Annotated in this window: 18 protein-coding genes; 14 read left to right on the top strand and 4 right to left on the bottom strand. The window is 69.6% G+C overall.

Going from position 1 to position 23,812, the window contains the following annotated elements; all coding sequences use genetic code 11:
* Window positions 1-3: 3 nt before the first annotated feature.
* From C9J49_RS13030 to acpS, 9 genes are all read left to right on the top strand, one after another.
* On the top strand, window positions 4-1,032 hold the full coding sequence (locus C9J49_RS13030) for a MucB/RseB C-terminal domain-containing protein (RefSeq protein ID WP_082090923.1): 1,029 nt from the start codon (window positions 4-6) through the stop codon (window positions 1,030-1,032).
* Window positions 1,033-1,172: 140 nt separating this feature from the next.
* On the top strand, window positions 1,173-2,597 hold the full coding sequence (locus tag C9J49_RS13025) for a DegQ family serine endoprotease (RefSeq protein ID WP_046079701.1): 1,425 nt from the start codon (window positions 1,173-1,175) through the stop codon (window positions 2,595-2,597).
* A 168-nt stretch (window positions 2,598-2,765) separates the two neighbouring features.
* Window positions 2,766-4,586 (top strand): translation elongation factor 4, encoded by a 1,821-nt coding sequence (lepA, locus tag C9J49_RS13020; RefSeq protein WP_046079700.1) that lies wholly within the window; start codon window positions 2,766-2,768, stop codon window positions 4,584-4,586.
* A gap of 15 nt (window positions 4,587-4,601) precedes the next feature.
* Window positions 4,602-5,408 (top strand): signal peptidase I, encoded by an 807-nt coding sequence (gene lepB, locus C9J49_RS13015; RefSeq protein WP_107182372.1) that lies wholly within the window; start codon window positions 4,602-4,604, stop codon window positions 5,406-5,408.
* A 42-nt stretch (window positions 5,409-5,450) separates the two neighbouring features.
* Entirely contained in the window at window positions 5,451-6,140 is a 690-nt protein-coding gene (gene rnc / locus C9J49_RS13010; RefSeq protein WP_046079698.1) for a ribonuclease III, read from the top strand.
* The gene (gene era / locus C9J49_RS13005; protein WP_035596747.1) at window positions 6,137-7,036 is read left to right on the top strand and encodes a GTPase Era; all 900 of its coding nucleotides are present in this window, start codon (window positions 6,137-6,139) and stop codon (window positions 7,034-7,036) included. Before rnc ends, era begins: the two co-directional genes overlap by 4 nt.
* 88 nt (window positions 7,037-7,124) lie before the next feature.
* Entirely contained in the window at window positions 7,125-7,838 is a 714-nt protein-coding gene (gene recO / locus C9J49_RS13000; RefSeq protein ID WP_111382313.1) for a DNA repair protein RecO, read from the top strand.
* A 117-nt stretch (window positions 7,839-7,955) separates the two neighbouring features.
* Window positions 7,956-8,768, top strand: a complete 813-nt coding sequence (pdxJ, locus tag C9J49_RS12995; protein ID WP_046079696.1) for a pyridoxine 5'-phosphate synthase — start codon at window positions 7,956-7,958, stop codon at window positions 8,766-8,768.
* Window positions 8,765-9,142 (top strand): holo-ACP synthase, encoded by a 378-nt coding sequence (gene acpS / locus C9J49_RS12990; RefSeq protein ID WP_046079695.1) that lies wholly within the window; start codon window positions 8,765-8,767, stop codon window positions 9,140-9,142. The genes pdxJ and acpS overlap by 4 nt, the downstream gene beginning before the upstream one ends.
* A gap of 35 nt (window positions 9,143-9,177) precedes the next feature.
* On the opposite strand, the gene C9J49_RS12985 is transcribed toward acpS, so the two are convergent.
* A complete protein-coding gene (locus C9J49_RS12985; RefSeq protein WP_107182369.1) occupies window positions 9,178-11,865 on the bottom strand; it encodes an ATP-binding protein in 2,688 nt (895 codons plus the stop codon).
* A 119-nt stretch (window positions 11,866-11,984) separates the two neighbouring features.
* Between C9J49_RS12985 and cysM the strand changes: the two genes are divergently transcribed.
* From cysM to ppc, 5 genes are read left to right on the top strand one after another with little or no spacing between them, the layout of a single operon-like run.
* Window positions 11,985-12,881: a cysteine synthase CysM gene (gene cysM / locus C9J49_RS12980; RefSeq protein WP_035596759.1), complete on the top strand. Its 897-nt coding sequence runs from the start codon at window positions 11,985-11,987 to the stop codon at window positions 12,879-12,881.
* 1 nt (window position 12,882) lies between these two features.
* The gene (locus tag C9J49_RS12975; protein ID WP_107182368.1) at window positions 12,883-14,316 is read left to right on the top strand and encodes a TRAM domain-containing protein; all 1,434 of its coding nucleotides are present in this window, start codon (window positions 12,883-12,885) and stop codon (window positions 14,314-14,316) included.
* Window positions 14,309-16,588 (top strand): GTP diphosphokinase, encoded by a 2,280-nt coding sequence (gene relA, locus C9J49_RS12970; RefSeq protein ID WP_107182367.1) that lies wholly within the window; start codon window positions 14,309-14,311, stop codon window positions 16,586-16,588. The genes C9J49_RS12975 and relA overlap by 8 nt, the downstream gene beginning before the upstream one ends.
* Window positions 16,585-17,427 carry a nucleoside triphosphate pyrophosphohydrolase gene (mazG, locus tag C9J49_RS12965; protein WP_107182366.1) on the top strand — a complete coding sequence of 281 codons (843 nt, stop codon included), beginning with the start codon at window positions 16,585-16,587 and terminating at the stop codon, window positions 17,425-17,427. The genes relA and mazG overlap by 4 nt, the downstream gene beginning before the upstream one ends.
* A 15-nt stretch (window positions 17,428-17,442) precedes the next feature.
* Window positions 17,443-20,091 carry a phosphoenolpyruvate carboxylase gene (gene ppc, locus C9J49_RS12960; RefSeq protein ID WP_107182365.1) on the top strand — a complete coding sequence of 883 codons (2,649 nt, stop codon included), beginning with the start codon at window positions 17,443-17,445 and terminating at the stop codon, window positions 20,089-20,091.
* Between the two features lie 127 nt (window positions 20,092-20,218).
* Here the strand turns inward: ppc and C9J49_RS12955 are convergent, their stop codons facing one another.
* The 3 genes from C9J49_RS12955 to C9J49_RS12945 all read right to left on the bottom strand — a co-directional run bounded on the left by C9J49_RS12955 (window position 20,219) and on the right by C9J49_RS12945 (window position 23,793).
* The gene (locus tag C9J49_RS12955; RefSeq protein WP_237022368.1) at window positions 20,219-20,776 is read right to left on the bottom strand and encodes a hypothetical protein; all 558 of its coding nucleotides are present in this window, start codon (window positions 20,774-20,776) and stop codon (window positions 20,219-20,221) included.
* 111 nt (window positions 20,777-20,887) lie between these two features.
* Entirely contained in the window at window positions 20,888-21,799 is a 912-nt protein-coding gene (locus C9J49_RS12950) for a ketopantoate reductase family protein (RefSeq protein ID WP_107182364.1), read from the bottom strand.
* Complete coding sequence (locus tag C9J49_RS12945) at window positions 21,796-23,793, bottom strand: DNA topoisomerase III (RefSeq protein ID WP_107182363.1); 1,998 nt, start codon at window positions 23,791-23,793, stop codon at window positions 21,796-21,798. The genes C9J49_RS12950 and C9J49_RS12945 overlap by 4 nt, the downstream gene beginning before the upstream one ends.
* Between the last annotated feature and the right edge of the window lie 19 nt (window positions 23,794-23,812).

Here is a 23,812-nt window from a genome sequence, read left to right as displayed (position 1 = left end):
TCGGTGCGCCTGCGGGCGTGGCGGCTGGTCAGCGCCGCTTGCATGGTCGCCGCCCTGGCTCCCGTCGCCCAGGCGTCGACCGGCATCGACTGTGCCCGGCTCGCCGAGCAGGACGAACCCGACTCGGCGCAGGCCTGGTACGAGCGCAGTCTCTGGGCCAGCCACTGCTACGACTTCCGGGCCAGGGCCGTGCGCATCGGCAGCGACGGGGTGCGCACCCTGGCCCTGTCTCACGAGGTCAAGGACGGCGTGGAGCGCGAGCGGGCCCGTTTCCTGGATGGCCCGGCCGTGGCCTTCGAGCGCGAGGGGCGCATCGCGCGTCCCGGTGGCCTGGCCAGCGCCGACGCCCGGGCCCAGGCGACTCCGCCCCATACCCTCGTCGAGCACCTCGACAGCCTCTATCGGCTCCAGCTTTCCGGCGCGGATCGCATCGCGGGTCGCGCCAGCGTGCGCCTGGACATCGAACCCCTCGATGATCATCGCTATGGTCATCGCCTGTGGCTCGATGCCGCCACGGGCCTGCCGCTGAAGAAGATCCTGCTCGACGAGCGGGGGCGGGTGCTCGAGACCTTCCAGATCACCGAGCTGCATGCTCCCGGCCTCCATCGCGGAGGCATCGAGCTGGTGTCGGCCGCGCCGCCTCCCGACGTGCCCTGGCGTCCTGGCTGGTTACCCGAGGGGTTCGTGTCCCAGCCCGTGGCGCCACAGGGCGAGCGCCACCCTAGCCCCCGTCACCGTATCTATGGCGACGGCCTCTCGACCCTGAGCCTGTTCGTCGAGCCCCTCGAGGATCGCGACCTCCTGATGCCCGGTCTTCATCGCCTGGGCGTCTCCCATGCGGCGGTGCTGCACCGGGAGCTGGGCGATCGTCCGCGGCAGGTCGTCGCCATGGGGGAGCTGCCCGCCGACGTGCTGCGTCGGGTCGTCGAGTCCGTGGTCTGGGTCGAGGACAGCGAGGGTGGCGAAATGGCCGATGCCCCCGACGAGACGACGGCGGAGCAGGCGGAGCCGGACGGCGATGACGCGCGCTGAGATTCACCCTTCCTCCGAAACGAACCCGGCATCGGGCCACCCCGGCTCGAACGGCCGTGCTGAACCTTTTGCCCGCTCCGGGGTTAAGGGGTAGGGCAGATGTCCTTGCCATCCATTGCACCTTGTCACAGGAGTCATTCATGACACGCATGACGCGCACGCTATCCCTCTGGGTGCTGCTGGTCGTGGGGCTGTTCGCCGCGCAGTCCGCCATGGCCCGCGAGTTGCCGGACTTCACCGAGCTGGTGAAGGATGCCGCCCCGGGGGTCGTCAATATCTCCACCTCGCGCATGGTCGAGCGTCCCGACTCGCCCTTCCGCGGCTTCGGCAATCAGGAGATCCCCGAGATCTTCCGTCACTTCTTCGGCGACCAGCTGCCGATGCCGCGTGGCCAAGGGCCGGGACGCAGCCACAGCGAGGAGCGCCAGTCGCTGGGATCGGGCTTCATCATCAGTGAAGACGGCTACATCATGACCAATGCCCACGTGGTCGATGGCGCCGATCAGATCCTGGTGCGGCTCAACGACCGCCGCGAACTCGAGGCCGAGCTGGTGGGGGCCGACGAGAAGACCGACGTGGCGGTGCTCAAGGTCGAGGCCAGCGACCTGCCGACCCTGGAGCTCGGCGACTCCGACCGGCTCGAGGTGGGCGAATGGGTGGCGGCCATCGGTTCGCCGTTCGGCTTCGACCACTCGGTGACCTCCGGCATCGTCAGCGCCATCAACCGCACTCTGCCGCGGGATGCCTACGTGCCCTTCATCCAGACCGACGTGGCCATCAACCCCGGCAATTCCGGCGGTCCGCTGTTCAACCTCGACGGCGAAGTGGTCGGCATCAACTCCCAGATCTTCACCCGCAGCGGCGGCTTCATGGGGCTGTCCTTCGCGATTCCCATCAACGTGGCGATGGATGTGGCCGACCAGCTCAGGTCCAGCGGCTCCGTCGAGCGCGGCTGGCTCGGCGTGATGATCCAGCCGGTGTCACGGGAGCTGGCCGAATCCTTCGGCATGGACAATCCGGAAGGCGCGCTGATCGCCGATCTCGACCCCGAGGGGCCGGCGGCCCAGGGCGGGCTCCAGGCCGGCGACGTCATCCTCTCGGTCGACGGCGAGACCGTCGATCGTTCCAGCAAGCTGCCGCGCCTGATCGGCCACGTCTCGCCGGGCGGCGATGTGGCGATCACGGTGCTGCGTGACGGCGAGCGCCAGACCCTGGACGTCGAGGTCGGCGAGTGGCCGGACAGCCAGAAAGCCGGGGACAGCAGCGACGGCGATGCTTCGCCCGCCCGCCTCGGCGTGGTGGTCCAGTCCCTCGACGAGACCCAGCGCAGCAAGATGGAGCTCGATCACGGTGTCCAGGTCACTCGGGTCGATCCCGACGGCATCGCCGCGGCTGCCGGCATCCGTACCGGCGACGTGCTGGTCAGCATCGCCCACCAGGCGGTGGAGAGCCCCGCGCAGCTCGCCGAGCTGGTCGCCGAGCTGCCGGCCGGCAGCGCGGTGCCGGTACGGCTGTATCGCGACGGCCGTTCCTACTACGTGGCCCTGCGTCTGGCCGACGACTGAGCCTGACCCGCTCTCGTCGTGACCCGCGACCCGACGGCCCGCGCCGTCGGGTCGCTGTATCTGGAAGGCGCATCCCGCTACAATGCCGCCATCTCACTCGACGCACCCGAAGAGGGCGGCAAGCCTGTAGTCAGTATAGGGTTGTGTACACGAACCGGATCTTTTCGAATGTCAGAAAGCGATAACCGCAAAGTAATCAATGGGATACGGAACTTCTCCATTATCGCCCACATCGATCATGGCAAGTCGACCCTGGCCGACCGCCTGATCCAGACCTGTGGCGGGCTCACCGAACGCGAGCTCAAGGAGCAGGTCCTCGATTCCATGGACCTGGAGCGTGAGCGCGGCATCACCATCAAGGCCCAGTCGGTGACGCTGGATTATCAGGCCGCGGACGGCAATACCTATCAGTTGAACTTCATCGACACCCCGGGGCACGTGGACTTCTCCTACGAGGTCTCGCGCTCGCTGTACGCCTGCGAGGGTGCCCTGCTGGTGGTCGATGCCGGCCAGGGCGTCGAGGCCCAGTCGGTAGCCAACTGCTACACCGCCATCGAGCAGGGTCTCGAGGTGCTGCCGGTGCTCAACAAGATGGACCTGCCCCAGGCCGACCCGGACAAGGTGTCCACCGAGATCGAGGAGATCATCGGCCTGGACGCCACCGACGCCTGCCAGGTCTCGGCCAAGAGCGGGCTCGGCATCGACGCGCTGCTCGAGCGCCTGGTGCGCGACATCCCGCCGCCCAAGGGCGACCCCGAGGCGCCGCTGCAGGCGCTGATCATCGACTCCTGGTTCGATAACTACCTGGGCGTGGTGTCGCTGGTGCGGATCTTCGACGGCACGCTGAAGAAAGGCGACAAGATCCGCATGACCTCCACTGGCCGCGACTGGCAGGCCAACGAGGTCGGCATCTTCACGCCGCTGCGCCGCGAGACCGGCGTCCTGCGCGCCGGCGAGGTCGGTTTCGTGGTCGCCGGTATCAAGGACATCCACGGTGCGCCGGTGGGTGACACCATCACCCATGCCAAGACGCCGGACGTCAAGCGCCTGCCGGGCTTCCAGAAGGTCAAGCCGCAGGTCTATGCCGGCATGTTCCCGGTCTCCTCCGATGACTACGAGGAGTTCCGCGACGCCCTGGAGAAGCTGGCGCTCAACGATGCCTCGCTGGACTACGAGCCGGAGAACTCCGACGCCCTGGGCTTCGGCTTCCGGGTCGGCTTCCTCGGCACCCTGCACATGGAGATCATCCAGGAGCGGCTGGAGCGCGAGTACAATCTCGACCTGCTGACCACCGCGCCGACGGTGATCTATGAGCTGCTGATGAAGGACGGCGAGGTCCGCTACGTCTCCAACCCGTCCAAGCTGCCGGACATGGCCGACGTCGAGGAGATGCGCGAGCCGGTGGTGCGGGCCAGCATCCTGGTGCCCCAGGAGTTCGTCGGCAACGTCATCGCCGAGTGCGAGCAGCGTCGCGGCACCCAGCTCGACATGCTGTTCCTCGGCAGCCAGATCCAGCTCACCTACGAGCTGCCCATGGCCGAGGTGGTGATGGACTTCTTCGATCGCCTGAAGTCGATCTCCAAGGGCTACGCCTCGCTTGAATACAACTTCGAGCGTTTCGAGGCCGCCCAGCTGGTGCGTCTTGACGTGCTGATCAACGGCGACCGGGTCGATGCCCTGGCCATCATCATCCACCGCGACCATGCCCATTCCCGTGGCCGGGCGCTGGTCGAGAAAATGAAGGAGCTGATCCCGCGCCAGATGTTCGACGTGGCCATCCAGGCGGCGATCGGCGGCCAGGTGGTGGCACGTTCCACCGTCAAGGCGATGCGCAAGAACGTGACCGCCAAGTGCTACGGCGGCGACGCCTCGCGCAAGAAGAAGCTGCTCGAGAAGCAGAAGGCGGGCAAGAAACGCATGAAGCAGGTCGGCCGGGTGGAAATCCCCCAGGATGCCTTCCTCGCCGTGCTCAAGGTCAACGACGACTAGGGAAGGCAACGACCGATGGACTTCACACTCCTGCTGACGGTGGCCGTGCTGGTCACCGGCGCGATCTGGCTGCTCGAGCTGATCTGGTGGCGGCCGGCGCGCCGGGGCCGCCTGACGGCCAGCGTCGAGGCCGGCACCACCGAGGGCGCCGACCCCGCCGCCCGCGAGAAGGCGCTCAAGGAGCCCTGGCCGGTGGAGTACGCACGCTCCTTCTTCCCGGTGCTGCTGGTGGTGCTGGTGCTGCGCAGTTTCGTGGTAGAGCCCTTCCAGATCCCGTCGGGCTCGATGCGCCCGACCCTCGAGGTGGGGGACTTCATCCTGGTCAACAAGTTTGCCTATGGCCTGCGCCTGCCGGTGCTGGACACCAAGGTCGTCGACGTGGGCGAGCCCGAGCGCGGCGACGTCATGGTGTTCCGCTTCCCCAACGATCCCTCGGTCGACTTCATCAAGCGCGTGGTCGGCCTGCCGGGCGACCGCATCCGCTACGAGGGCAAGCAGCTGTTCGTCAACGGCGAACCGGTGCCCAAGACGCTGCTCGAGAACGGCCCCGAGTCGGCGCCCGGCGAACGGCTGCTGGAAGAGCAGCTGGGCGAGGCGCCGCACCCTATCTACAATAATCCACGCGATCCCGGCCCGCAGATGCGCGAGATCACGGTGCCCCCCGGTCACTACTTCACCATGGGGGACAACCGCGATCACTCCAACGACAGCCGCTACTGGGGCTTCGTGCCGGAGCAGAACATCGTGGGCAAGGCCTTCGCCGTCTGGATGCACTGGAATGGCGGGCTGCCGAATTTTACTAGTGTACGCCGTATCCAATGAATGCCGGGAGCGGCATTCCTTGCATGACATAGCAGGAGCTTCGTGAGCAATTCCCTGACCCAATTCAGCCGCCGCATCGGCCATGACTTCGCGCAGCCCGACCTGCTCGAGCTGGCCCTGACCCACCGCAGCTACGGCGGCCGCAACAACGAACGCCTGGAGTTCCTCGGCGACTCCATCGTCAACTTCGTCATCGCCGAGGACCTCTTCCAGCGCTTCCCGCAGGCGCGGGAAGGACAGCTGTCGCGCCTGCGTGCACGCCTCGTCAAGGGCCAGACCCTGGCCGAGCTGGCCCGTGAGATGGAGTTCGGTGGCCACCTGCGGCTGGGCTCCGGCGAGATGAAGAGCGGCGGCCATCGCCGCGACTCGATCCTCGCCGATGCGGTCGAGGCGGTGATCGGTGCCATCTATCTGGACGCCGGCATGGAAACCGCCCGGGCCCGCGTGCTGGCCTGGTACGCCGAGCGCCTGGAGGCCATCAACCTGCAGGACACCCAGAAGGATCCCAAGACCCGGCTGCAGGAGTTCCTGCAGTCGCGTCAGTCGGCGCTGCCGCGCTACGAGGTGATCTCGGTGGAGGGCGAGGCCCATGCCCAGACCTTCACCGTCGAATGCCACGTGGAGATGCTCGAGGAGCATACCCGGGGGATCGGATCCAGCCGCCGCCACGCCGAACAGCAGGCCGCCGAGATGGCCCTGTCCCGCCTCGAAGGCCATGGAGGTCGCTCATGACACAACGCTGTGGTTTCGTGGCCATCGTCGGCCGCCCCAACGTCGGCAAGTCGACGCTGATGAACCGCATTCTCGGTCAGAAGATCTCCATCACCTCGCGGCGCCCGCAGACCACGCGCCATCAGGTGATGGGCATCAAGACCGAGGGCGACGACCAGTTCATCTACGTCGACACCCCGGGCATTCACATCCTCGAGAAGGATCGTGACAAGGCCATCAATCGCTTCATGAACCAGGCCGCCACCCAGGCCCTGCGTGACGTGGATGCAGTGGTCTTCATCATCGACCGCACGCGCTGGACCCAGGAAGATCAGGTGGTGCTCGACCGCCTGGCCAAGGTCGAGGTGCCGGTGATCCTGGCGGTCAACAAGGTCGATCGCCTCAAGGACAAGAAGGAACTGCTGCCCTGGCTGGAATCGGTCGGTGCGCGGCGGGACTTCGCCGCCATCGTGCCGATCGCCGCCAAGCACGGCACGCACGTGGAGGCGCTCGAGGCCGAGGTCGCCAAGCACCTCCCCGAGAGCATCCACTACTTCCCCGAGGATCAGGTCACCGACAAGAGCCAGCGTTTCCTGGCCGCGGAACTGGTGCGCGAAAAGGTCATGCGCCAGCTCGGCGACGAGCTGCCCTACCAGATGACCGTCGAGATCGAGGAGTTCCGCGACGAGGGTCGGGTGGTGCACATCAGCGCCCTGATCATGGTCGAGCGCCACGGGCAGAAGAAGATCCTGATCGGCGAGCGCGGCGAGCGGATCAAGAAGATCGGCCGCGAGGCGCGCCTCGACATGGAACGGGCGCTGGACGCCAAGGTCATGCTCAACCTCTGGGTCAAGGTCAAGAGCGGCTGGTCCGACGACGAGCGGGCCTTGAAGAGCCTGGGCTACGATTTAGACTGATTTCGAGCTTCGAGCTTCGAGCTTCGAGCTTCGAGCTTCGAGCTTCAAGCTTCGAGCTTCGAGCTTCGATTCTCTTGAACGGCGTCTTATGATCCCCCAGCCGGCCTATCTGCTGCACAAGCGCCCCTACCGCGAGACCAGCGCCCTGGTCGAGCTTCTGACGCTCGATCACGGGCGCGTGCGGGCCGTGGCACGAGGCGTGCAGCGCCCGGGCAGTCGTACCCGGGCGACCCTTCAGCCCTTCGCGCCGCTGCACATCACCTGGAGCGGTCAGGGCGAGCTCAAGCGCCTGTCGCTGATGGAGAGCCGTGCGCCGGCGGCGATGCTGGTGGGGGAGGGGCTGCTGTGCGGCCTCTACGCCAACGAGCTGCTGACCCGGCTGCTGCCGGTGGAGCTGCCGGTGGCTGATGTCTTCGCCTTCTACGCCGCCGCCCTGGAGGCGCTGTCGCGCCCCGACGGCCGGGCCGGGGCCCTGCGTCGCCTGGAGCTGTCGCTGCTCGAGGCGCTGGACGCCGAGCCGCGCTTCTGCACCCCGGGCGGCGAGTCCCTCGACCCCCAGACGCGCTATCGCTTCGACGTCGATTCCCGCGCCTTCCTGCCCGCCGAGACCGGCATCGACGGGCGTACGCTCAAGCTGCTGTCCGGTGGCGACTGGCGCGAACCGGGGCTCGCCGGTCCGGCCAAGGCGGTGACCCGGGCGGCGCTGGCGCCGCTGCTGGGCAGCCGGCCGCTGCGCTCCCGGGAGTGGATGCAGCAGCTGGTGGCGCGGCGCCGGACCGGCGAGAGCGCCGCCCGCGGCTGAACGGCCCGGCCTGAACGGTATGTTCCGGACGGCGGGCCAGGGCGCTTGGGCGACCGTCCGCTTACCCTTATCCTTGTGACCCTGTTTCCCTCGTATTCCGGACCTGGAGAGTTTCCCATGCATCCTCCCCGCATCCTGCTCGGCGTCAACATCGACCATATCGCCACCCTGCGTCAGGCGCGCGGCACTCGCTATCCCGATCCCGTCCAGGCGGCGCTGCTGGCCGAGGAGGCCGGGGCCGACGGCATCACCGTCCACCTGCGCGAGGACCGCCGGCACATCCAGGAGCGTGACGTGCGGCTGCTGGCCGAGGTGCTCAACACGCGCATGAACCTGGAAATGGCGGTCACCGAGGCGATGCTGGCGCTGGCCGAGGAGATTCGCCCGGCCCACGTGTGCCTGGTGCCGGAGAAGCGCGAGGAACTGACCACCGAGGGTGGCCTGGATGTGGTCGGCGGCTTCGAGGCGATCGAGGCGGCCTGCCGCCGTCTCGCCGCGGCGGGCTCGGAAGTGTCGCTGTTCATCGACCCGGAGCCGGCGCAGATCGAGGCGGCGGCCAAGGCCGGGGCGCCGGTGATCGAGCTGCACACCGGGGCCTATGCCGAGGCCAAGGGCGCGGAGGCGGCCGCCGAGCACGCCCGTCTAGTCGCCGCCGCGGAGATGGCCGGCGAGCTGGGGCTGACCGTCAACGCCGGGCACGGCCTGCACTACCATAACGTCGAGGCCATCGCCGCCATCCCGGGGCTGCACGAACTCAACATCGGCCACGCCATCATCGCGCGGTCGCTGTTCGTCGGTCTCAAGGAGGCGGTGGCGGAGATGAAGCGCCTGGCCATCGCCGGCCAGGAGGCGGGATTCGTGGCGGCGCTCGATGAGCACGATCACGAGCATGATCATGACCATCAGGCCGACGGCAGCTGCTGCGGATGATCCTCGGGGTCGGCACCGACATTGCCCGGGTGGCGCGCTTCGAGACCGCCCAGGCGCGTCACGGCGAGCGCTTCGCCCGGCGGGTGCTGGGCGACGACGAGCTGGCGGGGTATCGGGAGCGCGGTCAGCCGGCCGCCTTCCTGGCCAAGCGTTTCGCCGCCAAGGAGGCCTTCGTCAAGGCGCTGGGCACCGGGCTGCGTCACGGCATGCGCTGGAGCGAGATCCAAGTGGTCAACGATGCCCTCGGGCGTCCGGCGCTGGTGCTGTCCGGGCGTGCCCGGGAGCTGGCCGAGGCCGAAGGCGTCAGGAACCTTCACCTGTCGCTGTCCGACGAGGCGGCCTTCGCCGTGGCCTTCGTGGTGCTCGAGGCCTGAGGCGGGGTGCCGGGGCGTCCCGGCACCTCATCGGATCAGGCGCCGGACGTCGACGTCGAGGCGGGCTGAGCCGCCTGCCAGTCGCGCAGCGCGGTCATGGCCGCGTAGAGGTCCGGCAGCAGCGGTGTCACCGCTTCCAGCCCGCGGGAGCGCAGCCGGGTTTCCAGGGTCTCGGCCAGCAGCCCCAGGCGCGGCACGCCGCAGTAGCGGCAGGCGCCGTTGAGGGCGTGAATGGCGTCGAGCAGCGCCTCGGCATCGCCGACTTCCATGGCCTGGCGAACCTGGGCTTCGCTCTCGTCCAGCGAATCGATCAGCTGGCCCAGCAGCTTGCGGGCCAGCGCCTCGCGGCCGCCGGCCAGCTGGGTGCCCAGGGCCAGGTCCACCGAGGCCAGCTCGCCATCGGTGGCCGGGTCGGCCTCCGGCGCCTCGCCGGCTTCCTCGAGCGCCAGGCCCACGCCCAGGTGATGACGCAGCAGGCTCGACAGCTGGGCGGTGTCCAGCGGTTTCTCGAGCACGCCGTCGAGGCCGCTTTGCAGCAGCTGGCGCCGCTGTTCGCTCTGCACGTGGGCGGTGACGGCGATGATCGGTACATGGCGCCAGTGCCCGCCCAGCTCGCGCAGCGCGCGGGTCGTTTCCACGCCATCCATGCCGCGCATGCGGATGTCCATCAGCACCACGTCGAAGCGTCTCTCCTGGGCCATGGCCAGGGCCTCCTCGCCGCTGGCGGCGAGTCCCACCTCCAGCTGCGGGCCGCTGATCAGCTCCTGGAGCAGCAGGCGGTTGGATTCGGTGTCGTCCACCACCAGCAGGCTCAGCGGGCCGCGGGGCGCCGTCGTCTGGCGGGCCGGCAGCCGGTCGCGACGGACTCGCGTCAGAGCGCGGCTGATCGATTCCACCAGGGTGCGCCGCGACAGCGGCTTGCTCAGCACCTCGCCGCCTTGGGGCAGCGGCAGCGCCGGCAGATCGGGCGGGCTGGCATTGACCAGCAGCATCGCCGGACACTCCAGGCGCTCCAGGCGCTGCTGCAGGGCCGTCTGCCCCGACGGCGACAGGTCCGCGTCGGTCAGGCCGAACACGGCCAGCGCCGTCTCGTGGCCGAGCGCCTGCCGCTCTCCGATCACGCGGGCTCCCCAGCGCCCCAGCAGGTGACGCAGGGCGGAGCGGGTCGGGCCGTGGGGCTCCTCCAGCACCACGCACTTGCCGTCGAGGGTCATCTCGGGTTCGCGCTCTTCCGGGGTCTCCGGCGGGCACGCCAGCGGCAGGCTGAAGGCGAAGGTCGAACCCTCGTCCGGGGTGCTCTCGACGCTGATCTCGCCGCCCATCTGTTCCACCAGCTGGCGGCTGATCGCCAGCCCCAGGCCGGTGCCGCCGAACTCGCGCTGGTGGCTGGCATCGGCCTGCCGGAAGGCCTGGAACAGCCGGCGCTGGGCCTCGTCGCTCATGCCGATGCCGGTATCGCTGACCGCCACCCGCAGCACCACGTGCCCGGCGGCACGTTGCTCGACCATGACCCGTACGATGACCTCGCCGTGCTCGGTGAACTTCACGGCGTTGCCGACCAGGTTGGTCAGCACCTGGCGGATGCGCAGCGGGTCGCCGCTGAGGGTCTCCGGCACGTCGTCGTAGACCAGGCCGAGCACCTGGATGCCCTTGGCCTGAGCCTGGGGCGCCTGCAGCCCGAGCACCTCGTCGACCAGGGCCACCATGTCCAGCTCGGTGTGTTCGAGTTCCAGACGACCGGCCTCGATCTTGGAGAAGTCGAGCACGTCGTTGACCAGCATCAGCAGGTTGTCGCAGGCGCGCTGCACGTGGTCGAGCCATTCGCGCTGCCGGGGCGCCATCTCGGTGCGATGCAGCAGGCGGCAGAAGCCGATGATGCCGTTGAGCGGGGTGCGGATCTCGTGGCTCATGTTGGCCAGGAATTCCGACTTGGCGCGGTTGGCTTCCAGGGCGCGGCGGTGCGCCAGGTCCAGCTCGATGTTCTGGACCTCGATGGTCTCCATGGATTCCTGCAGTTCGCCGGTGGCCTGCTCGATCTGGGCCTGCAGGTCGTCGCGGGCCGAGGCCAGGTGCTCGCCCAGGGCGTTGAGCCGCTGGGCGAGGCGGGCCAGCTCGGCCTCCTTCGGCACCGATAGCGGCTGCGGGGCGCCGCCGGCGGTCAGCCATTCCAGCGAGCGGGTGACGTCTTCCAGCGGCTGGGTCAGTCGCCGGCTCAGGCCGTAGGCCACCAGGAACAGCAGCAGGCCCACGATCAGCAGCAGCAGCCCGCCGCTGGCCAGGTGACGATAGTAGGTGAGGGGCAGCGTCGAGGCGTCGATGTCCAGCGTCAGCCAGGCGCCGGGCGCCCCGGGCAGCGCCGCCTGCAGCCGCCAATGTCGACCGTCCTCGATCAGCGCCGGACCCTGGGGGGGTGCAAGATCGCTGGCCTGGCGCAGTCGGCCGAGCTCCAGGCGACGTTCGCCGTCGGCGTCCAGGATTCGCAGGGCGCGCACGTCCTCCAGCTCGAGCAGGCGACCGGCCAGGGCCTCCAGTTCGGCCGCGTCGCCGGCCGCCAGCGCCTGGCCCAGGCTGGGGGTCAGCAGATCGGCGGCCTGTGTCAGGCGCTCGCGCAGCTGCAGCCGATGATGGCGATCGTCCAGCTCCGTGACCGCCACCACCAGCAGGGCGATCAGCACCAGTGGCAGGGCGAGGATGGCCAGCATCAGGCGGGTCTTCAATGACATCGGGAGGGCTCGTCGGCTGGGGTGTCGTGCCCCAGTATGCCACAGCCGGCCGGGATGCCTGTCCAGTGTCGGTGCCCGAGGATATAATGCCGAAAAGACGTTTCCAGAAGGACGGTTGCATGCATTTCCCCACCCTGGAGGAGACCATCGGCCACACGCCGCTGGTCCGCCTGAAGCGCATCACGGCCGGGCGCAACAACACCCTGCTCGCCAAGCTCGAGGGCAACAATCCTGCCGGGTCGGTCAAGGACCGTCCGGCGCTGTCCATGCTCGAGCAGGCCGAGGCGCGGGGCACCATCTCTCCGGGCGACACCCTCGTCGAGGCGACCTCGGGCAATACCGGCATCGCCCTGGCCATGGCCGCGGCGATCAAGGGCTATCGACTGATCCTGATCATGCCGGAGAACGCCTCCAGCGAGCGCAAGCAGGCCATGGCCGCCTACGGCGCCGAGCTGATCGAGGTCAGCCGCGAGGGTGGCATGGAGGCGGCCCGCGACCTGGCCGAAAGCATGATCGCCCGGGGCGAGGGCAAGCCGCTCGACCAGTTCGCCAACCCCGACAATCCGCTGGCGCACTATCGGGGCACCGGTCCCGAGCTGTGGGAGCAGACCGGCGGCACCATCACCCATTTCGTCAGCTCCATGGGCACCACCGGCACCATCATGGGTGTCTCCCGCTACCTCAAGGAGCAGAGCCCCGAGGTACGCATCGTCGGCCTGCAGCCGGAAGACGGCGCCAGCATCGCCGGCATTCGCCGCTGGCCCGAGGCCTACCTGCCGGGCATCTTCGAGCCTGCCCGGGTCGATCGGGTGCTCGACATCGGCCAGGCCGAGGCCGAGGAGCACATGCGTCGCCTGGCCCGGGAGGAGGGGATCCTGTCCGGCGTGTCGTCCGGCGGGGCGCTCGCCGGCGCCCTGCGCATCGCCGAGGAGGTCGAGAACGCGGTGATCGTGTTCATCGTCTGCGACCGCGGCGACCGCTACCTGTCCACCGGCCTGTTCGCCCCGGAGTCCTGAGGTGGGGCTGGGACAACGACGGCCCGCGCGCAAGAGTGCCGGCGTCTCGGGGCTTCAGACGGCGAAACGCGGCCAGAAGGCCGCCAACGGCGGCGGCGATCAGGGCGCCATCCTGACGATCGACGGCCTGGCCCATGACGGCCGCGGCGTGGGGCGCCTGGGCGACGGCAAGACGGTGTTCGTCGACGGTGCCCTGCCGGGCGAGCGCGTCGAGATCGCCGTGCATCGGACCCGCCAGCGCTTCGACGAGGCCCACGTGCGCGAGGTGGTCGAGGCCTCGCCCGAGCGCATCGCGCCGCCCTGTGCCCACTACGGCACCTGCGGCGGCTGCGACCTGCAGCACCTGACCCTGGACGGACAGCGTCGCCACAAGCAGGCGGTGCTGCGCGAGCTGCTGGCCCGCCAGGGCATCGCCCCGGACGGCGAGCCCGAGCTGCTGGCCGAGGCCGGCGAAGGCTATCGGCGTCGGGCGCGCCTCGGCGTCAAGGTCGATGCCGACGGCCGGGTGCACCTGGGCTTCCGCGCCCGGCACAGCCACCGGCTGGTGGACCTCGACGACTGCCCCATTCTGGTGCCGGCACTGGCCGCCCTGCTGGCGCCGCTGCACCGACATCTGGCCGAACTGGAGGCGCCGCGTCAGGTCGGCCATCTGGAGCTGTCCTCGAGCGACGCCGGCGTGACCCTGGTGGTCCGCCAGCTGCGCGAGCACGACGGCGATACCCGTCGCTGGCGCGAGTTCGCGCTGGCCCGGGGCTTGCATCTGGCACGCTGGGTGGGCCGCGAATCGCCGGCCTTCGAGTGGCTGACGCCGGCGCCGGACCTTCACGCCCATCTGGCGGTCGATGAACGCTCGCTGCGGCTGGGTTTCGCCCCCGGCGATTTCCTTCAGGCCAACGAGGCGGTCAACCAGCGCATGGTGACCGAGGCGCTGGCGTGGCTCTCGCCCCTGGCGCCCGGCGAGCGGGTGCTCGACCTGTTCGCCGGGGTCGGCAACTTCAGCCTGCCGCTGGCGGCCCTGGGCGCCGAGGTGACGGCGGTGGAGGGCAGTCCGGCGATGGTCGAGCGGCTGGCCGACAACGCCCGGCGCAACGCGCTCGAGCTGACGGCCCGGCAGGCCGATCTCAGCCGCGCCGAGGCGCTGGGCACGCTGCTCGATGTGCCCGGGCTGCGCCAGGTGCTGCTCGATCCGCCCCGCGACGGCGCCGAGGCCGTGTGCCGAGCGCTGGCCGAGCGGCCGGTGCCGCGGGTGCTCTATGTGTCCTGCGATCCGGCGACCCTGGCGCGGGATGCCGCGCATCTGGTGCGGGCGGGCTACGTCATCCAGCGGTGGGCGGTGGCCGACATGTTCGCTCACACCGCTCATCTGGAATCCATGCTGCTGCTCGAGCACCCGGACGCCGGGCAGCGGGGCGAAGGAGCGTCAAGCGATGGTTAAAGTGCGGGAAGATCAGCCCCTGACCGAGCGGGGAACGGTGGACATTCCTCGTTGGGTCGCGCGCCTGCAGGACGACGTCAAGCTGCGCGATGCCGAGGAGATGCGCGTGGCCTGCGAGCTGGCCGATCGTCTCGAGCAGGAGTCCGACCGGCCCCACAAGGCCTGGCTCAAGGACGGATCGAGCTTCCGCATGGGCCTGGAGATGGCCGATATCCTCGGCGAGCTGCGCCTGGACCAGCCGGCCCTCGAGGCCGCGGTGCTCTATCGCGCGGTGCGCGAGGGGCTGATCGACCTGGCCGAGGTCACCAAGCGCTTCGGCCGGGAGGTGGCCGGGCTGATCGACGGCGTGCTGCAGATGGCCGCCATCAGCACGTCCCAGATGCCCTGCCAAGGACTGAGCCAGCACGATCAGCAGGACAATCTGCGCAAGATGCTGGTCAACATGATCGACGACGTGCGGGTGGCGCTGATCAAGATCGCCGAGCGTACCTGCGCGCTGCGCCAGGTGCGCGACGCGCCCCGCGAGAAGCGCCTGCAGGTGGCCCGCGAGGTGTTCGACATCTACGCACCGCTGGCTCACCGGCTGGGCATCGGCCACCTCAAGTGGGAGCTGGAGGACCTGTCCTTCCGCTACCTGCACGAGGAGGACTACAAGACCATCGCCCGCCAGCTGGCCGAGAAGCGTCTCGACCGCAACCGCTACATCGAGGACGTGGTGGCCACCCTCAAGGGGTTGATGGAGGCCCAGGGCATCCATCAGTACCAGGTGGACGGCCGCGCCAAGCACATCTATTCGATCTGGCGGAAGATGAAGCGCAAGGCCATCGACTTCTCCCAGGTCCACGATATCCGCGCGGTGCGCATCCTGGTCCCCGAGATCACCGACTGCTACACCGTGCTCGGCATCGTCCACTCGCGCTGGCACCACGTGCCCACGGAGTTCGACGACTACATCGCCAACCCCAAGAAGAACGGCTATCAGTCCCTGCACACGGCGGTGTTCGGCCCCGAGGGCAAGGTGCTGGAGATCCAGATCCGCACCTTCTCGATGCACGAGGAGGCCGAGCTCGGGGTCTGCGCCCACTGGCGCTACAAGGGCCACGACACCAACGCCAGAAGCGCCAGCTACGAGGACAAGATCGCCTGGCTGCGCCAGGTGCTCGAGTGGCAGGAGGAAGTCGGCGACTTCGGCGACATCCGCGAGGGCCTGTCCAGCGACGTGGCGCCGGACCGCATCTACGTCTTCACCCCCGACGGCCACGTCATCGATCTGCCGCGGGAAGCCACGCCCATCGACTTCGCCTACCGGGTGCACACCGAGGTCGGTCACCGCTGTCGCGGAGCCAAGGTCAACGGGCGCATCGTGCCGTTGACCTACCGGCTCGGCACCGGCCAGCAGGTCGAGATCCTCACTGCCAGCAAGGGCGGGCCGAGCCGCGACTGGCTCAACCCCAACCTCGGTTACGTCTGCACCTCCCGGGCGCGGGCCAAGATCCAATCCTGGTTCAAGCACCAGGCGCGGGACCGCAACCTCGAGGAGGGGCGCGTCCTCTTCGAGCGCGAGATGAAACGCCTGGACGTCGGCGACATGGATCTCACCCGGCTGGCCAACCAGGTCAACTATGCCGGCCCCGAGGACATGTACGCCGCGCTGGGGGCCGGCGACCTGCGCATCGGCCAGGTGCTGCACCAGGCCCAGCAGCTGTTCGGCGAGAGCGACGACCAGGAGCAGCTCGACAAGCTGCTGGCCAAGCCGCGCAAGGCCGCCGACAAGCCGGAGGGCGACGGCATCACGGTGCTCGGGGTCGGCAACCTCAAGACCAGCATGGCCAACTGCTGCCATCCGGTGCCCGGCGAGTCGATCGTCGGCTTCATCACCCAGGGGCGCGGCGTCACCGTGCATCGCGAGGACTGCCCCAACATCCTGCAGCTGCGCCTCGACGAGCCCCAGCGGGTGATCGAGGTGGAGTGGGGCGAGCGGGCCCGCACCCAGTATCCGGTGGACATCGAGATCCAGGCCTGGGACCGCTCGGGGCTGCTGCGCGACGTGACCGCCGTACTCAGCCACGAGAAGGTCAACGTGCTGTCGGTGAACACGCTCACCGATACCGACGACGGCATCGCGCGGATGCAGATCACCCTGGAAGTGGACGGCCTGGAGACCCTCGGCCGGCTGTTCTCGCGCATCCAGCAGCTGTCCAACGTCATCGAGGTGCGTCGCCTGCGGGCCGGCGGCAAGGGCAAGAACAAGAAGAAGGGCAAGAAGAAATGAGCGAGCGCCGCTTCGATCTCGACGACCTGCTGACGCTGATGGCGGTGCTGCGCGACCCCGAGCAGGGCTGCCCCTGGGACGTGAAGCAGGACTGGGACAGCATCGTGCCCCACACCCTGGAGGAGGCCTACGAGGTCGCCGACGCCATCGAGCGTCGCGCCTACGACGAGCTGCCGGGCGAGCTGGGCGATCTGCTGTTCCAGGTGGTCTACTACAGTCAGTTCGCCGCCGAGGAGGGTCGCTTCGACTTCCATGAGGTGGTCCACGTCCTGACCGCCAAGATGCTGCACCGTCATCCGCACGTCTTTCCCGACGGCACCCTGGCCTCGCGACGAGAGGACGCGAGCGCCGCCGAGGTGGAAACGCAGCAGGTACACTCGCGCTGGGAGTCGCTCAAGGCCGAGGAAGCGGCCACGGCCTCGGTGCTGGACGACGTGCCGCGCAACCTGCCGGCGCTGTCCCGGGCGGCCAAGCTGTCCAAGCGCGCCGCCCGGGTCGGCTTCGACTGGCCGGACAGCCGCGGCGTGATCGCCAAGCTGCGCGAGGAACTCGCCGAAGTGGAAGAGGCGCTGGCCGAGGGCGATCATGACCACGCTCGGGAGGAGGTCGGCGACCTGCTGTTCGCCGCCGTCAACCTGGCGCGCACCCTGGACGCCGATCCGGAACGCTGCCTGCGCGGCACCAACGGCAAGTTCGAGCGCCGTTTCCGCCGGCTGGAGGCCGCTCTTCAGGAAGAGGGCGTGACGCCGGCGGAGGCGGGGCTCGAGCGCATGGAGCGGCACTGGCAGGCGGCGAAGCGACACGATAACCACAACGATATTCCCCCCACCCACGAGTGAAGGAGAATCCTGGACATGAGCCACGACCTGCACGAATCGCTGCGGGACAACGTCCGCATCCTGGGCGACAGTCTGGGGCGTACCATTGCCGATGATCTCGGCAAGGACTTCGTCGATCGCATCGAGACCATCCGCGGCCTCGCCAAGCAGGGTCGCCAGCGCGAGGCCGACAGCAATCGCCAGCTGATCGACTACCTGCGTGGCCTGCCGGACAACGATCTGCTGCCGGTGACCCGTGCCTTCAACCAGTTCCTCAACCTGGCCAACATGGCCGAGCAGCACTATCGCGCCCGCTTCCGCCGAGTCGAGGACTACAAGCCCGGCGCCCAGCCGGTGCTCGGCGAGCTGCTCGAACGCGCGCGCAGCGAGGGCCACACGCCGCGCAAGCTGGTCGAGGCGCTGGCCGGCATGCGCGTCGAGCTGGTGCTGACCGCTCACCCCACCGAGGTCATCCGCCGGACGCTGATCCAGAAGTACGACGCCATCGATGACTGCCTGACCATCATCGAATCTTCCGCCGACTATCCCGAGCGCGCCGCCCGCGCCCACGGCCGCCTCGAGGAGCTGATCAGCCAGGCCTGGCACACCGACGAGATTCGCCACGAGCGCCCGACGCCGGTGGACGAGGCCCGCTGGGGCTTCGCGGTGATCGAGAACTCGCTGTGGCAGGCGGTGCCGGACTTCCACCGCGACCTCGACAATCTGCTGCTCGATACCGCCGGCGAGCGGCTGCCGCTGGACGCCGCGCCGATCCGCTTCGCCTCCTGGATGGGTGGCGACCGCGACGGCAACCCCAATGTCACCGCCAAGGTCACCCGCGAGGTGCTGCTGCTGGGCCGCTGGATGGCGGCGGACCTCTACTCGCGCGACCTCGAGCAGCTCAAGGCCGAGCTCTCCATGTGGAAGGCCAACAGCGCGCTCAAGGCCGAGGTGGGCGACGTCGCCGAGCCGTATCGCGAGCTGATCAAGCGCCTGCTGAGCAAGGTCGAGGCCACCCGCGACTGGGCCCAGGCCCAGCTCGACGGCGTCAACTACGACGGCGGGCCGATCATCGAGACCCGCGACCAGCTCTATGCGCCGCTGCTGGCCTGCTACCGCTCGCTGTGCGACGTGGGCCTCGACACCATCGCCAACGGTGTGCTGCTCGATACCCTGCGCCGGGTCTCGGTGTTCGGCGTCACCCTCACCAAGCTCGACCTGCGTCAGGAATCCACACGCCACGAGCAGGTGATGGAAGAGCTCACCGACAGCCTGGGGCTCGGCCACTATCGCGACTGGAGCGAGGAGCAGCGCCAGGAATTCCTGCTCGACGAGCTGTCTTCCCGCCGGCCGCTGATTCCGCGTCGCTGGGAGTGCTCCGCCGAGACCCGCGAGGTGATCGATACCTTCCGCGTGATCGGCTCCGAGCACGTCGAGGCGCTGGGCACCTACATCATCTCCATGGCCGGCCAGCCCTCCGACGTGCTGGCGGTGGCGCTGCTGATGAAGGAAGTGGGCGGCGAGGCCACGCTGCCGATCGCGCCGCTGTTCGAGACCCTGGACGACCTCAACCGCGCCGGCGACGTCATCGACCGGCTGCTGGCGCTGCCGGGCTATCGACGGCTGATCGGGGATCGTCAGGAAGTGATGATCGGCTACTCGGACTCGGCCAAGGATGCCGGCCAGCTGGCCGCGGCCTGGGCCCAGTACCGGGCCCAGGAGACCCTGGTGGAGGTCTGCCGGCGCCACGACGTCGACCTGACGCTGTTCCACGGCCGCGGCGGCACGGTGGGTCGCGGCGGCGGTCCAGCCCATGCGGCCATCCTGTCCCAGCCGCCGGGATCGGTGAACGGCAGCCTCAGGGTGACCGAGCAGGGCGAGATGATCCGCTTCAAGTTCGGCCAGCCCGACATCGCGCTGCGCTCCATGGAGATCTACGCCTGTGCGGTGCTCGAGGCCTCGCTGCTGCCGCCGCCGGCCCCCGAACCGGCCTGGCGCGAGGAGATGGACCGCCTCGCCGGCGTGGCCCACCAGGCCTACGTGGGCGTGGTGCGCGAGGACCCCGACTTCGTGCCCTACTTCCGCTCGGTGACGCCGGAGACGGCGCTGGGTCGGCTGCCGCTGGGTTCGCGCCCCGCCAAGCGGCGCCAGGACGGCGGCGTCGAGACCCTGCGCGCCATTCCCTGGATCTTCGCCTGGACCCAGACGCGGCTGATGCTGCCGGCCTGGCTGGGCAGCGGCGAGGCCTTCGCCAAGCGCATCCAGGAGCCGGGCGGGCTCGAGGTGTTGCGCGAGATGCGCGACCGCTGGCCGTTCTTCGGCACCTACCTCGACATGCTCGAGATGCTGCTGGCCAAGGCCGACGTCAGCATCGCGGCCTACTATGAGCAGCGCCTGGTCGACGAGCCGGCCCTGCAGGCCCTCGGCGAGCGGTTGCGCGAGCGCTTCGGTCGTCTCAACGGTGCGGTGCTCTCGATCCTGGATCAGGACGAGCTGCTCGAGAGCACGCCGCTGATCCGTCAGGCAGTAGAGGTGCGCAACCCCTACATCGACCCGCTTCACGGCCTTCAGGCCGAGCTCCTGCAGCGTAACCGCGACGCCGATGGCGCGATCAGCGGCGACCTGTCCCGGGCGCTGATGGTGACCATGGCCGGCATCGCCGCCGGGCTGCGCAACACCGGCTGATCCCCGGCGCCGTGCGAGGCGCGCCGAGCGACAGAGCACCCCGAAGGCCCTTGGCCTTCGGGGTTTTTCGTCTGATGCAAGCGGTGAGGCGCCCCCGGTCTGCGGCGTGGAGGCCTGGTGGAACAGGCTAGAAGGGCAGATGCACCGAGGCGGTGACCATGTTGAGGTGTTCGAGCGCGGGGTCGTCGACGCGCTCGACCTCCAGGCGGCTGACCCAGTCGTTGTCGAAGTCGAGCCGTGCACCGAAGCCGTTGACGCGCGTCATGCCGCCCTGGGAGAGCTCGGGGGCGTGGCCGCTGGCCGCCTTGCCCTGCCAGCCGGCGAGGCCCGACTTGGCGTAGAGACCGAAGGCACCGAAGCGCACGCCGGCCAGCAGGCTGCCGCCGAGGCTGGTGGTATCGAGCAGGGTGTCGCGGGTCGCACTGGTCACGGGGACGTCGTTGCTTTCCCGATAGCGGATCTCGGCGCCGAAGTCGAAGCTCGGCAGGTCGTGTGGCGACAGGCCGGCGGTGAGACGGAAGCCCGATGTCACGCCATCGGGGCTCTGGACGTTGCCGCCCAGCAGCTGCACCCCGTTGTCTAGGCGAGCGAGGGCGGTGTCGTCACCCGCGTAGGCGGGCTCGTCGGCGCCTGCCAGCGCAGGGGTGGCGCTCAGGGTGGGGAGCAGCAGCAGGGCGATCAGCATCGACCGCCATGGACTCGGGATCTTCATCGCTCAGGCCTGGAGAGGGTGCCCGTCGGGTATCGTTACCAGATTGAGGCTAGCAGGTGACACCCGAGACGGCCAGGCGATGCGTCACTGTCGGGCGACGGAGCCGGACACGGAATCGGTCTCGGCCAGCCGGGCGTGGAGTCCCGCCAGCGCCGGCGTCGCCAGGCCGTGGTGGCGCCCGGCCGCCAGCAGCGGGCCGAGAATGGCCTCGTGCTCGGTGGGCCGGCCGGCCTGCACGTCCTGCAGCATCGAGGCGCGATTGTTGGCGGTCGACGACACCACCGACCACACCTGCGCCGACCAGCCGGCCGCCGGGGCCGGAATGGCCTCGGCGGCCATTACCGCCGAGACTTCCTCGATCACGGCCTCGACCATGGGCCGGAAGGGGCGATCACGCAGCTGGCCGTTGCGGATCCGGAAGCGGGCGACCAGCGGGTTGATGGCGGCATTGACGGCGAGCTTGTGCCACAGCCTCACGCGGATATCGTCCACCGCGACGGTAGTCAGCCCTGCCGTGTCGAGGCCTGCCGCGATGTCTTCGGCCAGCCGGGTGTGGCGGCCGGCGAGATCGCCGATCACGGTCTGCCCGCGGCCGGCATGCACCACGCCCTCGTCGCCATTCAGATACGCGCCCTCGGTGGTGCTGGCGCACAGCACCGGGCCGGTCCAGCGGTCGCTCAGGCGCGGCTGAACGCCGTAGCCGTTCTGCCACAGCACCAGCGGCGTGTCCGGGGCCAGCCCGGGGGCGATGGCCTCGAAGGCGGCCTCGGCGGCGTAGGCCTTGGTGGTCAGGTGCACGATATCGGCGAGTCCGTCGGGCAGCGTCGCGGGCGTGACGCTGTCGAGCTCGTGCGAGAGCGTTTCGCCGGTCGGGGTGGTCAGGGTCTGACGGCGCGGCAGCTCGCGGCGGCCGACCAGCGTCACGGGCATCGTGGCGGCCAGGTGCAGCGCCAGCAGTCGCCCGACGGCCCCAGGCCCGAGGATCAGCGTGTTCATGAGGACGTGCTCCGCCTGCGTCGGGCGGTGCCGGCCTTGGCGCCTTTTGCGGCCTTGCCGGCGCCGCCTCGGCCGGTGCCCTTGCTACCGCCCTTGCTGGCGCTTCGGCTTCCGCTGCCGCGTCGTGTCTTGCCACCCGACTTGCCCGAGCGAGCCGCCGGTTCGGCGCCTCGCGCATTGGCCAGAGACTGCCGCAGGCGGCCGGCGTCGGCGCGGCCGAGCAGCTCGCGCAGATCGGTGACGAGGGCGTCGAGGAAGGGCGCCGGGGCGTCGCCGTCCTCGGCGATGGCGGAGAGCCGCTGTTCCCACAGGGCGGTGCGTTCCGGGCGGCTCACGGCCTCGGGCAGCGAGGCGATCAGGGCATCGCCCAGGCGGGTGGCGCGCAGGGTCTTGCCTTCGCGCACCAGATAGCCGCGGGTCTCCAGGGTCTCGAGGATGCCGGCGCGGGTGGCCTCGGTGCCCAGGCCGTCGGCGTCCCTGAGCGTGCGGCGCACCGCCGGGTCGTCCACGTAGCGGGCGATGTTCATCATCGCCTTGATCAGGCTGGCGTCGGTGAAGGGCTCCGGCGGGCGGGTCTCGCGGTCCTCCACGCCGGCGCCCTCGACGCGGCACGCCTCGCCCTCGTCGAGCGGCGGCAGCGGCGGGGCCTCGTCGCGGGTGGTGAACAGCGGCTTCCAGCCGAGATCGAGGATCTCCTGGCCGCGGGCGCGGAACAGCTCACCGATGATGGTGAACTCGGCCTTCACCTCGCGGGTCGAGAGCGCAGGATAGAACTGGGCCAGCACGTTGCGCGCGATCAGCCGGAAGACGTCGGCCTCCTGGCGCGAGAGCTTCGCCGGATCGGCGGTCTTGCCGGTGGGCGCGAGGGCATGGTGGGCGCCGACCTGCTTGTCGTTCCAGGCCTTGGAGCGCTTCGCAAAGTCGGCGCCGGCGAGCCAGCCGCGCAGGGTGTCGTCGCCGGCGCAGGCGCCCTCGAGGGTGCGGCGGGCCCCGGCGAAGTGCTCCTCGGGCAGATAGCGGCAGTCCGAGCGCGGATAGGTGATCAGCTGGTGGCGTTCGTAGAGGCGCTGACAGATGTCCAGTACCGCCTTGGCCGAGAGCCCGTGGCGGCGGGCGGCGTCGACCTGCAGCGCCGACAGCGAGTAGGGCAGGGGCGCGGCCTGGCGCTTGTCGCGGCGCTCGAGCTTGGTCAGCCGGCCCTCGGCGCCGGGCAGGCGCTCGGCGAGCGCGGCCGCCGGGGCGCGTTCTAGCAGCCGCCCCTGATCGTCCAGCGGATGTCCCTCGCCGGGTGCCCACCAGGCCCTCAGACTGCCGCGGGTAACCGCCAGATCGGCCCACAGCACGTAGAAGGGCTTGGGCGTGAAGTCGCGGATCTCGGCGTCGCGGCGTACCACCAGGCCCAGCACCGGCGTCTGCACCCGGCCCACCGAGAGCACGCCGTCGTGCCCCGCCTGTCGGCCGATCAGCGTCCAGGCGCGGGTCAGGTTGATGCCGTACAGCCAGTCGGCCCGGGAGCGGGCCTGGGCGGCGCGGTAGAGCGGCGCGTAGCGGGCGTTGTCCTCCAGCCGCGATAGCGCGCGTTTCACGGCCGGGGCGTTGAGATCGTTGACCAGCAGCCGCGACACCGGCCCCTTCCAGCCCAGGTGCTCGATCACTTCCTGCACCAGCAGCTGGCCCTCGCGGTCGGGGTCGCCGGCGTGGACGACCTCGCCGGCCTGCTTGAGCAGCCGGCGGATCACCGCGATCTGCCCCCTGGCCTTGGGCCGCGGGGCGAGCTTCCACTGCTCGGGCAGGATCGGCAGGGTATCGAGCCGCCAGCTCTTGAGGGCGGGATCGTAGGCCTCGGGCGAGGCCTGTTCCAGCAGGTGGCCGAGGCACCAGGTGACCGTGGTATCGCCGGCCACCAGGGCGCCGTCCTCGCGGCGAACGGCGGCGGGCAGGGCGTCGGCGATGGCCCGGGCCAGGCTCGGCTTCTCGGCGATGATCAGGCGCATGGGTCCTCGTCGTCGGCAT

It is taken from the genome of Halomonas sp. SL1, from assembly GCF_003030865.2.
Taxonomy (GTDB): Bacteria; Pseudomonadota; Gammaproteobacteria; order Pseudomonadales; family Halomonadaceae; genus Halomonas; species Halomonas halophila.
This window is presented reverse-complemented; position numbering and strand designations above follow the sequence as displayed.